Source organism: Staphylococcus gallinarum, from assembly GCF_029774255.1.
In the GTDB taxonomy this organism is placed as follows: Bacteria; Bacillota; Bacilli; order Staphylococcales; family Staphylococcaceae; genus Staphylococcus; species Staphylococcus gallinarum.
This window is the reverse complement of the sequence record NZ_CP069082.1, coordinates 316,087-329,955: the sequence shown is the minus strand read 5'-3', so window position 1 is coordinate 329,955 and position 13,869 is coordinate 316,087. Positions and strand designations below refer to the sequence as shown.

Below are 13,869 nucleotides of genomic sequence, written 5' to 3'. Positions count from 1 at the left end.
CTTCAAAAATTCAATTTACATTTAATTATTAATAGATATTTTCTTTATACCTGGCTTAACAAAGCACATTGCAATAATACCTATAACTGCTGCAATGACTGCTGAAATAAACATTGATGAATAACCATAAGATGTTACTAAGATTCCTGTTAAAGTCGGAGCGATAATCGTAGCGGAATTCACGAAAAAGTGTGTCATTCCACCATATGTTCCAGTCTTTTTAGGTGCTGTATCAATAATGACTGCCCAATAAACGGCATTTGGTAAGAAGATACAAGCATTACCTAACATCATCAAAAACATAATCCAGGCAATATTGTTAGTTGTTGGAATAATCAAGAAACAAATCGCCGCTAAAGTCATTCCAAAAATAGCTAAACCGGATCTGGCAATTCTAAGACTGCCTGTTTTATAACGTAACCAGTCCGAAAGTCTACCACCAAAATACGCAGTAAAACAAGCCCCAATCCATGGAATCATACCTAAATACCATAACGAATGTATTTCAAAATGATATTCATCTTGTAAATATTTTGGTGTCCAAGTTAATATTAAAAAGTTTATGTATTGGAAGCCAAAGTAGCCAATCATATTAAACACAAGCGTCGGACTCTTGAAAAAATGATACCATTTTTCATGCGCATTGTGTTCTGTTTCTACAGTTTTTTCACCTTCGACTGTTGATTCAGTAGAACGTATTGCCGTTAATTCTTCTTTAGACACATGTTTATTATCTTCTGGATAGTCTGTAAACACTTTATACCATATGATAATCCAAATAAGTCCAATAAGCCCTAATAAAACAAATAATACACGCCAATTAGAAATCGTTAAGAATCCTGATACAATTGGTGCCGTAATCAATGCACCTAATGGTACACCAATCAAGCCAAGCGCAGACAGTAATCCGCGTTCCTTTGGTGCAGCCCAGTTAGCATTTGTTTTACTAATTGTCGAAAAGATTGGACCTTCTGACACACCAAATAATACACGCATCAATCCAAATCCAGCAATTGCTGATCCACCAAACAATGCCATGCCTATTTCACCTGCAAAAGCCATACCGATTTCAAACAGTGACCATAATGTTCCAGCCACTAGCCATACAAACTTCGGTCCTTTTTTGTCTGCAGTAATGCCTCCAAATAACGAACCAAGCATATAACCATATCCAAAGTAGCCTAATATAGCACCCCAAGCAATATTATCAAAACCAAATTCCTTAATAATATCTTCTTGAGCATATGAAATAGCACCACGATCAACATAATTAATCATAGTCATTACGATGATCATCGTAATGATAAAGTATCGATAATTTTTCACCTTGCTCCCCCCATGTTTAAACACTTAAATCATAAGAAAACTTAACTCTATTTGTAAGCGTTGTCAATATAATTTTTTAATTAATTTGATTTTTCAAAAAACTAAAAATCCAAAAACCCTTGTAACGACAACAATAATGTCACTTAAAATTTTAATTTAAAATATAATCTTTCTATTTATTATGTCTTTCATTCTAATGATAAACTCATGGTCATTTGCTCCACTTGATATCCTAACGCAGTATAAAAACGCTGTACCGTATTACTTGTGAAGACATTTAATTTTAAAGTCAGAAGTCCTTGATCCTGTGCATACTTTTGAATAAAGTTTATTAATTCCTTTGCAATATGCATCCCTCTATATTCCTCAAACACGTAAAGCTCATAAATAAATCCATATGCTTGTTGTGTTAAATAATCAAATTTTGTATCAAATAATATAAAACCTTTAATCGATTCCCCTTCTTTCCACACAAAGTATCGTGCACCTTTTGACACTAATTCTTTCGATAATGCTTTAAGTGCATCATCAGATACAGCTATTTGACAATTCATAGCCTCTTTAAACAAATAGGGTACTGCGTTATAAATCACTTTCAAATCTTTATTCGTCGCTAATTTAATAAACATTTGATCACTTCCTTCTATTATTATGTTTACTATTTATTTGATTGTTTTCATTGCCATAAACCACACTAAAAACTATTCTAATTGTACTCAAATCATATAACACAAAACATTGTTGTATATTTACGTTTTATTTTTTAGAACTAATATTAAATTTTAAATAATATTCTACAAAAATTACCTATAATTTAGTTTAATCACTAGATATATTAAATTTTTATAGTAAAATAAGAGAGGTGGTTTTTTACCATGTGCTGTATTTTCATAATTCAAAAGTAAAAAATACACATTTACATGGTATAATTTAACTATTCATACAAACAACAAGACTACTACTATTTCTTAATACAGAGAAACTACTGTATCTAGACTAAGGTATGACCAAAGTAAGTTAACATTTGAAATAACCACTTACTTTTTGTTACATTCTACCTTATAAAAATTAAGAAAAAAATTGAAAAAGAGGTAAAACAATGAAGTCTATATCCGTTATAGTAACTTACTACAACTCAGAAGATTATATAGAGAGATGTCTAAATAGTCTTAAACATCAGCGATTCCAAGATTTCGAATTAATCTTAGTGAACGATGGTTCAACGGACCAATCTAAAGTCATCGCTACACAAATACTTAAAGATTGGGATATTACCGTTAAAGAAATTGATTTAGAACAAAATATGGGCCATGCACACGCAAGAAATGTGGCAATGAAATCAGTAGAAGCGCCCTACTTCGTTTTTGTAGATTCAGATGATTATCTCGCTTCTTACGCCCTATCATTCTATATGAAAAACTTGAATCATTTTGATGCTTTAATCGCACCAATTCACTCATTTACACTTGATATTCCTCAATATGTGGATCAAAATCTTGTAAGAGTTAGTTACTTAGATACGAAAGAAAATTCTAATCAATTTTTACGTAAGCATTCTGCGTGTAATATCGTCTTTAAAACTGCTATCGTCCATGGACACAACATACAGTTTAATGAAGATTTAAATATATTTATTGACTGGTCATTTGTACTAGAATTTATTAAATATGCTAATAAATTCGTACGTGTCAGTCGCTTCCCTTTCTATATTAAAGGAGAAGTATATGATCCATTTTTAAAACCGACGTTATCTAAACAAGACTTTGGCGTAATCTTTAACGATTATGTTTATAGCTTTAGTGACTCAGTCAAACGTGCGTCAAGACAAGAAAACAAAGCATTCATTCGCAATAAAATGAAAAACTTACTGAAGCATTCATTCGAACCGTCATTGAGAAAGACACCAGAACGTTACGAACAACATAGTGAATTATTACCAAAAGTAGTACGTTCATTATTCCCGTCTATTATAAAAAATGAAAAACCTTTATTTATTATAGAAATGCTATTATTGATGTTTAACAAACGTAATAAAGCATTTAAAGTCAATCGCATACGCAAAAATACGAGATTATTGAAAAGTGTTGTTCTAAAAAGGAAAAATAAAAATCGTGCACACTATCAATTAACCGATAACATCGATAAAGTAAATCCAAGAACGATTGTTTTTGAATCATTTGGTGGTAAAAATTATAGCGATAGCCCTAAATATATTTATGAATATATGATGAAACATTATCCTCAATTAGAATTTATTTGGGTATTCAAAAGTCCAGACAAAGCCTTTTTACCTGGTCCAGCTAAAAAAGTAAAGAAAGGCTCTGCTGCTTACTATGATGCATATTCAAGAGCTAAATATTGGGTGTCTAACGCTAGATTACCGCTTTATTTAAATAAAAAACCAAACCAAGTCTACATACAGACATGGCACGGTACACCTTTAAAACGATTAGCAAATGACATGAAAGTCGTTCGTATGCCAGGTACAACAACGGATAATTATAAACGTAATTTCCGTGAAGAAACTAATCGTTGGGATTACCTTATCTCACCAAATGCATATTCATCTAAAATATTCGAGACAGCTTTCTGGATGCCACCCGAAAAAATCTTAGAAATTGGATACCCTAGAAATGATGTCTTAGTAAACAGAGCGAATGACCAAGCATTTATACAACAAATTAAAGAAAATCTAAACCTTCCAGAAGGTAAAAAGGTCATTATGTATGCTCCTACTTGGCGAGATGATGAATTTGTGAAAAAAGGTAAATATCTATTCGACTTAAAAATTGATTTAGATAATTTACAACAAAAGCTAGGCGACGACTATGTTGTATTACTAAGAATGCATTATCTAATTTCAAATGCGTTAGACCTACGTGGTTACGAAGACTTTGCAATAGACGTATCAAATTACAGCGATATTTCAGAGCTATATCTAATTTCTGATTGTTTAATTACAGATTATTCATCAGTTATGTTCGATTTCGGTGTATTAAAACGCCCTCAAATCTTCTTTGCTTATGACTTAGATAAATATGACCAAGACCTACGTGGATTCTATCTTGATTTCCACAACGACTTACCAGGTCCAATTTATAAAGATGCTTATCAATTAGCAGATGATTTACAGAACTTAGATAAAATTACCAATGACTACCAAGGTAAGATTGATAAATTTTATAATGATTTCTGTTCAATAGAAAATGGTAAAGCTTCAAAAGCAATTTCAGACTTAATAACTGAAAAATAATTTCTATTTAAATCTGTGCTAAAATTAATAAACTCCAAATAAGATCATTAAACTAAAACCACCAACAAATGGGATACTCCCTAATTTGTTGGTGGTTTTTAATTGATATATCTTAACCCCCTTCTACATATAACTTGCTTGAGAGCGTACTCTAAGGTGTAACGTAACGTTATAAAAATTAGGAGGTAATATGATGGGTAAATTTAATTCATTAAACAACAAAGTCGTAGTCATTACCGGGGGAGCAAAAAATCTAGGTCGCTTATTAAGTGAAACCTATGCAAGAGAGGGTGCAAATATTATCATTCATCATCATAATGATAACAGTTTAAAGCAAGCTAATCATACTTTAGAAACCGTCAAAGACTTAGGAGGTAACGGCGCAATCTTTTCTGGTGACTTAACTCAAATCGAAAATATCCAAGCTTTATTTGCATTTACCGAAAAAACTTTCGGAAAAATTGATATCGCTATCAATACAGTGGGTAAAGTATTAAAACAACCAATTGCAGATACCAGTGAAGAAGATTTCGACATAATGCAATCTATCAATGCCAAACAGGCATATTTTTTTATTAAATATGCAGAACAGTATATGAATGATGACGGGAAAATCATTTCAATTGCAACATCATTGTTAGCAGCATATACAGGTTTCTACTCAACGTATGCAGGTGAAAAAGCACCACTAGAACATTATACAAGAGCTGCTTCTAAAGAGTTTATGGCACGTGGTATTTCTGTAAATAATGTGGCACCAGGACCAATGGATACACCTTTCTTTTATCCGCAAGAATCTGACGATGCTGTTGCTTTCCATAAATCGCAAGCATTACACAATCAACTCACACAAATTGAAGATATTGCGCCAATCGTCAAATTTCTCACTTTAGAAGGTTGGTGGATTAACGGTCAAACGCTATTTGCAAATGGGGGTTATACGACAAGATAAATGGAGGTTTTAAAGATGCAATATTTTATAGCAGATTTCTTAAATCCAAATACGCAATTAAGCATCATTGACGGGCAAGGTGAAATCATTGATCAACAAACCGTACGAATAGAACCAACAGAGTATGTCAACCAGCTTGCAGAGTATATCATTGAACTGTCTCACGAAAACCACTTATATCATGATGATATTAAAGCAATCGGACTTAGCATCACAGATATCAGTGCCATCAATTATTCAGAATTAGCACAACTAAAAACTGATTTAGAAAGTAAATTCGGCTTCAGTGCGTACATTGAACAAGATCATGATAATCTAGTTCAATCTCTTATTCAGTATAAATAACAACTAGATTAAATCTATTAAATTAACCATAACAATGATTAACTAAAAAACACCGCAATTGCAATATAGGAGCGTTTATAATGAATGTAAAGCAGGCAGCAGAAAAAATTGGCATGAGTGCACACACAATTAGATACTATGACAAATCCGGATTATTTCCATTTATTGAACGCGATCAAAATGGTAATAGAGATTTTAAGGAAGAAGACCTCTATTGGATAGAATTTGTGAAGTGTATGAGAGAAACACATATGCCTATTGTACAAATCAAACAAATTGCAGAACTCTATCATCAAGGTCCAGCAACTAAAAACGATAGGATTGAAATATTGAAGCTACACCAACAAAATCTCATGCAACAAAGTACCTTAATCGAAGAAGCATTAAACACTTTAGAACATAAATTTACGCTTATTGAAAAGGAATAACATCGTTTGGGAGAATTTAATATAAAATAATATATAACGCGAAGTCGACCTTGAATAGCAGTAACTAAATGCTTATCTATTAAACCATCCGTCGTTTGTTGTACCCAAATTCCATACCAAAAAAGCAGTGAAGTCACGTTAGTTATAACGTTATCTTCACTGCTTTATTTATATATGCTATATAATCACTATTGGTGAGTGGAATTATTTAATAGTTCCAGCATCTTTGTCATGTACACCATGACGATAGAAATCAATATATTCTGGTTCTAATGGTTTCTTACCTCTGATGATATCAGCTGCTCTTTCAGCCATCATTAGTACTGGAGAGTGAATATTACCATTAGTCGTACGTGGCATTACAGATGCATCTACTACACGTAGGTTTTCCATACCATGTACTTTAAATGTATCTGGGTCAACAACTGACAGTTCATCAGATTTAGGTCCCATTTTACAGCTACATGATGGATGTAATGCTGTTTCACCATCACGCTTAACCCATTCGATAATTTCTTCGTCTGTTTGAACTTCAGGTCCTGGTGAAATTTCTCCACCGTTAAATGGATCTAATGCTTTTTGAGACAAGATGTTTCTTGCAACTTTGATTGCTTCTACCCATTCACGTTTATCTTCTTCTGTTGATAGATAGTTAAATACAAAGTCTGGTTTTTCGAACGGATCTTTAGATTTAATCTTCAAATGACCACGAGAATTTGAGTACATTGGACCAACGTGAACTTGGTATCCGTGTGCTGTTGGCGCTTTTGTACCATCATATCTTACAGCAATTGGTAAGAAATGGAACATTAAGTTTGGATAATCTACTTCGTCATTTGAACGTACGAATCCGCCGCCTTCGAAATGGTTAGATGCTGCAGCACCTTTACGTCCGAAGATCCATTGTAAACCAATAAATGGCATTTTTAATTTATTTAAACTTGGTTGCATTGATACAGGTTCTTTACATGCATGTTGCACATATACTTCTAAATGGTCTTCAAAGTTTTCACCGACACCAGGTAAGTGTAAACGTGGCTCGATACCAACTGAACGTAGGTGTTCTGAATCACCAATACCAGATAATTGTAATAATTGTGGAGAGTTGATTGCCCCACCTGATAAAATAATTTCTTTTGCTTCTACAGTATGTTCTTTACCATTTTTCTTAAATGTAACACCTGTCACTTTATTATTACCTTCGAAATTCAATTTAGTAACGAATGCACGTGTTTGTACGTCTAGATTTTTACGTTTCATTGCTGGGTGTAAATAAGCTCTTGATGCTGATACACGACGTCCGTTGTGTACTTGGCTATCGAAAGGTCCGAAACCTTCTTGACGGAAACCATTCACGTCAGGTGTTTTATTATATCCTGCTTCTACTCCTGCATTAAAGAATGCTTGGAATAATGGGTTTGTAGCTGGACCACGACGTAATTTAATCGGACCATAATGTCCACGATATGGATCATCTTTAGTTGAGCCGAAAGTTGTTTCTAATCGTTTAAAGTATGGTAAACAATGTGCAAAATCCCATTTCTCCATACCTTCTGGTTTAGCCCATTTTTCATAGTCCATTGGGTTACCACGTTGATAAATCATACCATTGATAGAACTTGAACCACCTAATACTTTACCACGTGCATGGCCTACTTTACGTCCATCCATATGTGGTTCTTCATTTGTTTCATAAATCCAGTCATATAGCTTGTTACCTGCTGGGTACATTAATGCTGCTGGCATTTGAATTAATAGGTCCCAAGGATAATCACTACGTCCTGCTTCTAATACAAGTACGTTTTTTGAAGCATCTTCACTTAATCTGCCTCCTAATACTGAACCAGCACTTCCGCCACCAATGATAATATAATCATAAGATTTTCTCATTTTTATATTGCCTCCTAAAATTTATGTCTAACTTTGTGTTTATTTATATTTTCTTAAAAGTATTATTTGCCAAACCAATTCACAGGTTCTGGGTTTGTGTTACGTAGAATATGTTTTTCTTCTTGATATTCAGCTAAGCCAGCTTTACCAAGTTCTCTACCAATACCTGATTGTTTATAGCCACCCCATGGTGCTTGTGCAAAGTATGGGTGGAAATCATTAATCCAAACTGTACCCATCTTCAATTTGTTTACCACACGTTCTGCTTTAGAAATATCATTTGTAAATACGCCGCCTGCTAAGCCATAAATAGAGTCGTTAGCTATTTCAATAGCTTCTTCTTCAGTTGAAAAGCCTTCTACTGTTACAACTGGGCCAAATACTTCTTCTTGCACGATACGCATTGATGTATCACAATCAGTGATTACAGTTGGCTCAAAGAAGAATCCATCTTTTAAGTCTTCACGTTCTGGGCGTTTACCACCAACAGCAATTGTTGCATTTTCAGATTTCGCTACTTCCATATAGCCTTCAATTTTTTCACGGTGTTCAGCTGAAATCACAGGACCCATTTCAGTTTCAGCATCAAATCCATTACCTAATTTGATACGTTTAACTCTATCGATTAATGCAGCCTCAAATTTGTCTTTGATGTCATTATGGACAATAATTCTCGCACCAGCTGAACAAACTTGACCTGCATGGAAGAATCCACCATTTAAAGCTTGATCAACAGCTAAATCGAAATCTGCGTCATCAAAGATAATATTTGGATTTTTACCGCCTAATTCTAATGCAATATTTGTCACATTGTCTGCAGCATTTTTCATAATATGTTTACCTGTTTGAATACCACCAGTAAACGATACTAAGTCTACCTCTTTATGTGATGATAATGGCTCACCGACTTCTGAACCCTTACCTAATACTAAATTAATTACCCCTTTAGGGAATCCTACTTCTTCCATCAATTCAAATACACGAATCGTTGTTAACGGAGTAATTTCACTTGGTTTCATGACTAATGAACAACCTGTTGCTAATGCAGGTGCTATCTTCCAAGAAGCTTGGAGTAATGGATAGTTCCAAGGTGTGATTTGAGTAACAACACCGATTGGTTCTTTGATAATTTTACTTTCTGTATTTGGAATTGGTGAATCAACAATTTCTCCACCATCTTTGTCTGCTAAACCAGCAAAGAAATTAAATACATTAGCAATATCGTCCATATCAGCATAAGATTCTTCTAACGTTTTACCAGTGTCTAGCGTTTCAAGTTTCGCTAACTCTTCACGATGTTTTACGATTAAATCAGCAATCGCTCTTACTTTCTTGCCACGATTCTCACTTGTTTCATTTGCCCATTCACCTTTTTCGAATGAACGTCTTGCCGCTAAAATTGCACGTTCGCTATCTTCTGCTGTACCTTCTGCAACTTCAAAAATCACTTCTTGATTATATGGATTAATAATTTCTCTTGTTTCTTTATTTGAGCTTTCAACCCACTCACCATCGATAAATTGACGACGAGATAAATTACTTACAAGTTCCATTAAAATTACCTCCGTTAAGTTTGTTAAATTTTTATTTAACGAATTTTATAGATTTTATGTTAGCATAGTAATTGAAAGGGTGTCAAACGCGTTTAAGTATAAATGATTAATTCAACGCATATGACGCGTTCTCATAAAAACTTTACCCATATAGATAAATTTTAATAATGGGTAGGAGGTATATGTCGTGGTAAAAATAAATGATCCTGAACATCAATTAGAAACAGCAAAAGATATTTTCATTAATGCAATTGGTGAGACGATGGACTTATATGGCATTAATCGTAGTGTAGGAAACCTTTATGGCACAATGTTATTCGAAGACAGCATGACGCTAGATGAAATGCGTGAAGAATTACAGATGAGTAAGCCAAGCATGAGTGCAGGCGTTAAAAGACTACAAGAGTTTGATATCGTCAAGCAAAAATTCACTCGTGGTAGCCGCAAACAACACTTTGTAGCTGAAAAGGATTTCTTCAATTTCTTTGGTAATTTTTTCCCAAGGAAATGGCGTCGTGAAATTGTAATCAATACAGAAGCTGTTCATAAAGCAATAGCAATTATTGACACACTCAATGACAGAGAAGGTATAGACGAAGCCGTAAAAGCTGAAGGTAACGATATCAAACAGCAATTAATTGATACTTTGCCATACTTTGAATGGCTAGAAAATATTAGCCATGCAATTGAAACAGGCGAAATTTATAAACACTACCCTATTCCTGAACAAAAGTATAAATATTAACTTTGACACTTTATGTATTACTATTCATATTTACTTTATTTAACTGCATGATACTTAGTTAACAGGATGCATTCGCTGCCCCTATTTCATATCAATGGAACTGAGGGGCTATTTTTATGCTTTAATATATCTTCTTAGTACTTATATATACCACTTTGATTACCACGACCTGCCACTCACTATTACAAAATGCATATAAAGGGACAAACGAATTTATCTCAGCACATGCATAAAGGTGCTAAAACATATGGTACCTTCATCACAAACATGTCTCTTTAAACATGATCCATTATTTTATATGCTAACGCTTAAATCTAAAAAAGCAGGTTGGAACATTTAAAATATTCCAACCTGCTTATGCATCTATTAACACTTATAAATAAGTGACTGTTATGTTTTATGATTTAAAAAACGGATTATAAATTATCGTCTTCTTCTTTTTCTTTAACTTGAATAATTCTCAGTGATCGACGTTCTACTTCACGATATTTATCCGCACGTCTTTCGAGTTTCAGCCTATCTCCCTCTAATGTTCGCATAAATGAAATCATCATGATTACAAATATAGCAATCAGCGGCACACTAGCTAATATAGATGCCGTCTTCAAGACATCTAACGCATGTTCTCCACCAACAAGCATTAATGAATATGGTAATAAACTCAATGCAAATGCCCAGAATAATCTGTTAGCACGTAAAGGTTCACCGATAACATGCTTCTGCGTAGCAGCTGCTAAGATATATGATGCTGAGTCAAATGTTGTTACCAAGAATAAGAATGCTGCGATTAAGAATAAAATAATTGTTAAGTTCGGGAATGGTAATTGATGCATAACTTCAATAATCGTTGATTCTGCACTATGGCTATTCAAGAAATTAATTACATTAAATTGACCTGAAATTTGCAGATAAACTGCATAGTTTCCGAAAATACCAAAGAACATCATACAACCTAACGTACCATAACCTATTGTTCCTAAAATAATTTCTTTCAATGTTCGACCTTTTGAGATACGGGCAATGAATAAACCAATAAATGGCGCATAAACTATCCACCACGACCAATAGAATATTGTCCATTGTTGTGGGAAATTTGTATCTTTACGTCCATCAATACCGCCAAACGGTTCAAGCCAAGTCGCCATTTGGAAGAAGTTTTTCAACATATCACCAAATGATGTCACTGTAGTTTCCATAATAAATACCGTCGGACCTACAATAAAGACAAACGCTAATAATAATAGTGAAATCCAGACGTTCACATCACTGAGCACTTGAATTCCTTTCTTCAATCCACTATATGAACTGATACCAAATACAAGCGTAATCAATAATAATATAATGGTGCGCATAACCATATTATGACCATCTAGACCAGTCAATCGTTCAATTCCTGCTGAAATTAATGGCACACCTAATGCTAGTGATGTTGCTGCACCACCTAATAAACCAAAGATAAATACAATATCAACTAATTTACCTAAGAATTTATCAGTTTGCCCCTTTAGTATCGGACGACAAGCCTGACTTATTTTGAAAATCGGTTTTTTCTTAATAAATACTAAGTAACCAATTGGTAACGCCGGTAATACATAAATTGACCAGGCAATAGGTCCCCAGTGGAACATCCCATATGTAGTTGCGTACTCTAATGCACTATCTGTCATACCTTTTCCATCATGTGGTGGCACTTGATAATAATACGCCCACTCAATGATACCCCAATATAATATATCTGAGCCGATACCAGCACAGAATAACATTGAAGCCCAACTAAAGTTATTAAATTCAGGCTTATCTGTAGCCTTACCTAATGTGACATTTCCATATTTACCAAATGCTATATATAGCACAAAACCAAAAATTACTAATCCAAGTAATAAATATACCGAGCCAAGAGAATTCGAAACTGCTTTGTTTAAGTTAGTGATAACTTCTTGGCTTGCTTTAGGAAACACAATCATAGGAATAACTGCAAATAACAATACAACAACTGTCCCTATAAAAGTGGTCCAATCCATAACTCTATTTTTTTTCACTTTTGAGCACTCCTCATAATTGAATAGTATGTAAAAGTTTAACGAAATTCGCGTCCATTTTTGCTAAACCATTTAATTATTCACATTCATGAGCCTAACGAACTTTAAATAATAATGCAAATTACATTCAAAAAACACAATTCAAAAAGATGAATAATTATATAAATGTAATTATTTATCATCTTTAGAAAATCGCCACAATCACAGTGTTAAATTTAAACTTAACAAAATGAACAAATCTTACAAACTTAACATTGTGTATTTTTATGCACTTATTACGTATAAATATTTGTTTATATTTTTTTATTTTGCGGCATAAAAAAAACAGAATATTTTAATAAATTAGCCCCAATCAACAAATAATAACTCATAGAATAGCGCATGAATTTTATGACTTAATTATTCTATAACTGACAGTCAAAATAACAGTATGATTCACCCTATTTAAAAGTAATTCTATAAACAAACTTTTTTATACCAATACTATATAATAGAAGAAAGACAGATAATTATTAAAATTAAAGGAGCTTACAATGACCAAAAAAAATATTATTAATTATTGGGATAAACGCGCCGCATCATTTAGCACTGATAAAGTAGCCGAATTAGAAAGTCACCATGCCCAAAAATGGCTCAATGAAATAAGTAGAATTAAAAAAATAAAACCTGGCATGCGTATTTTAGATATTGGAACTGGAGCAGGATTTTTAGCAATTCTTTGTGCTCAAGCAGGCGGAACTGTATGTGGTATCGACCTTTCCCCAGATATGATTAAAGCTGCTCAAGAGAATAAGCAAAAATTCAATCAGCAAGTCACATTTGAAGTTATGGATGCAGAACAATTATTGTTTGAAGATTGCACGTTCGATCTTGTTATTGCGCGAAATGTGACCTGGTTATTGCCTAATACTGCCAAGGCATATTCAGAATGGTTACGTGTGTTAAAAGTAGACGGTACATTAATTAACATTGATGCAGATTACGGTAATACATCCTTTGAATCTTATAATGACATTCCTAATGATCATGCACATCATAAACTAGGTGAACAAATGCTTCATGAAAGTGAAACATTAAAGAACGGAATCGCAATCAATTCATACCGTCGCCCTCATTATGACCAAACGGTTTTAACACAACTTGGTTTATCATCTATTCATGTCGATGAAACTGTTTACCAACGTATTTATCAAGAGCAAGATCAATTTTATAATCCTACCCCTATATTTTTAATTGCCGTCACAAAATCCTGACTTTAAAGTTAAAGTTATTACAGTTCGTGGATATTTTATGACAGTTATCGTATCAAAGTGTTAACGGCTTGCGTTCTAACACAAT

11 protein-coding genes are annotated in these 13,869 nt (G+C 33.5%); 6 read left to right on the top strand and 5 right to left on the bottom strand.

Annotation, left to right across the window (positions count from 1 at the left end):
- Positions 1 to 21: 21 nt before the first annotated feature.
- Together JN168_RS01335 and JN168_RS01330 are read right to left on the bottom strand one after the other, a co-directional pair.
- Positions 22 to 1,326 (bottom strand): MFS transporter, encoded by a 1,305-nt coding sequence (locus JN168_RS01335; protein ID WP_042740456.1) that lies wholly within the window; start codon positions 1,324 to 1,326, stop codon positions 22 to 24.
- 188 nt (positions 1,327 to 1,514) lie between these two features.
- Positions 1,515 to 1,955 carry a GNAT family N-acetyltransferase gene (locus JN168_RS01330; RefSeq protein ID WP_042740457.1) on the bottom strand — a complete coding sequence of 147 codons (441 nt, stop codon included), beginning with the start codon at positions 1,953 to 1,955 and terminating at the stop codon, positions 1,515 to 1,517.
- Between the two features lie 470 nt (positions 1,956 to 2,425).
- On the opposite strand from JN168_RS01330, the gene JN168_RS01325 reads away from it, so the two are divergent.
- The 4 genes from JN168_RS01325 (at position 2,426) to JN168_RS01310 (ending at position 6,304) form a co-directional block, all read left to right on the top strand.
- Positions 2,426 to 4,579 (top strand): bifunctional glycosyltransferase/CDP-glycerol:glycerophosphate glycerophosphotransferase, encoded by a 2,154-nt coding sequence (locus JN168_RS01325; protein ID WP_071225815.1) that lies wholly within the window; start codon positions 2,426 to 2,428, stop codon positions 4,577 to 4,579.
- A 193-nt stretch (positions 4,580 to 4,772) separates the two neighbouring features.
- Entirely contained in the window at positions 4,773 to 5,531 is a 759-nt protein-coding gene (locus tag JN168_RS01320) for an SDR family oxidoreductase (RefSeq protein WP_279526102.1), read from the top strand.
- A gap of 15 nt (positions 5,532 to 5,546) precedes the next feature.
- Positions 5,547 to 5,876, top strand: a complete 330-nt coding sequence (locus JN168_RS01315; RefSeq protein ID WP_042740459.1) for an ROK family protein — start codon at positions 5,547 to 5,549, stop codon at positions 5,874 to 5,876.
- 80 nt (positions 5,877 to 5,956) lie between these two features.
- The gene (locus JN168_RS01310) at positions 5,957 to 6,304 is read left to right on the top strand and encodes a MerR family transcriptional regulator (protein WP_279526101.1); all 348 of its coding nucleotides are present in this window, start codon (positions 5,957 to 5,959) and stop codon (positions 6,302 to 6,304) included.
- A gap of 204 nt (positions 6,305 to 6,508) precedes the next feature.
- On the opposite strand, the gene betA is transcribed toward JN168_RS01310, so the two are convergent.
- Together betA and betB are read right to left on the bottom strand one after the other, a co-directional pair.
- Complete coding sequence (gene betA, locus JN168_RS01305; RefSeq protein ID WP_042740461.1) at positions 6,509 to 8,194, bottom strand: choline dehydrogenase; 1,686 nt, start codon at positions 8,192 to 8,194, stop codon at positions 6,509 to 6,511.
- Between the two features lie 62 nt (positions 8,195 to 8,256).
- A complete protein-coding gene (gene betB / locus JN168_RS01300; protein ID WP_042740462.1) occupies positions 8,257 to 9,747 on the bottom strand; it encodes a betaine-aldehyde dehydrogenase in 1,491 nt (496 codons plus the stop codon).
- Positions 9,748 to 9,934: 187 nt separating this feature from the next.
- Here betB and cudC point away from each other — a divergent pair, with 187 nt between their 5' ends.
- Positions 9,935 to 10,492, top strand: a complete 558-nt coding sequence (gene cudC / locus JN168_RS01295) for a choline uptake/conversion transcriptional regulator CudC (RefSeq protein ID WP_042740463.1) — start codon at positions 9,935 to 9,937, stop codon at positions 10,490 to 10,492.
- Positions 10,493 to 10,908: 416 nt separating this feature from the next.
- Here cudC and JN168_RS01290 read toward each other — a convergent pair whose 3' ends face one another.
- A complete protein-coding gene (locus JN168_RS01290; protein WP_042740464.1) occupies positions 10,909 to 12,531 on the bottom strand; it encodes a BCCT family transporter in 1,623 nt (540 codons plus the stop codon).
- Between the two features lie 533 nt (positions 12,532 to 13,064).
- Here JN168_RS01290 and JN168_RS01285 point away from each other — a divergent pair.
- Positions 13,065 to 13,784 carry a class I SAM-dependent methyltransferase gene (locus tag JN168_RS01285; RefSeq protein WP_232139632.1) on the top strand — a complete coding sequence of 240 codons (720 nt, stop codon included), beginning with the start codon at positions 13,065 to 13,067 and terminating at the stop codon, positions 13,782 to 13,784.
- Positions 13,785 to 13,869: the final 85 nt, after the last annotated feature.

Coding starts and splice junctions, on each gene's coding strand:
- JN168_RS01330 (WP_042740457.1), bottom strand. CDS start 1,955: ATGTTTATTAAATTAGCGACGAATAAAGATTTGAAAGTGATTTATAAC.
- JN168_RS01325 (WP_071225815.1), top strand. CDS start 2,426: ATGAAGTCTATATCCGTTATAGTAACTTACTACAACTCAGAAGATTAT.
- JN168_RS01320 (WP_279526102.1), top strand. CDS start 4,773: ATGGGTAAATTTAATTCATTAAACAACAAAGTCGTAGTCATTACCGGG.
- JN168_RS01315 (WP_042740459.1), top strand. CDS start 5,547: ATGCAATATTTTATAGCAGATTTCTTAAATCCAAATACGCAATTAAGC.
- JN168_RS01310 (WP_279526101.1), top strand. CDS start 5,957: ATGAATGTAAAGCAGGCAGCAGAAAAAATTGGCATGAGTGCACACACA.
- betA (WP_042740461.1), bottom strand. CDS start 8,194: ATGAGAAAATCTTATGATTATATTATCATTGGTGGCGGAAGTGCTGGT.
- betB (WP_042740462.1), bottom strand. CDS start 9,747: ATGGAACTTGTAAGTAATTTATCTCGTCGTCAATTTATCGATGGTGAG.
- JN168_RS01285 (WP_232139632.1), top strand. CDS start 13,065: ATGACCAAAAAAAATATTATTAATTATTGGGATAAACGCGCCGCATCA.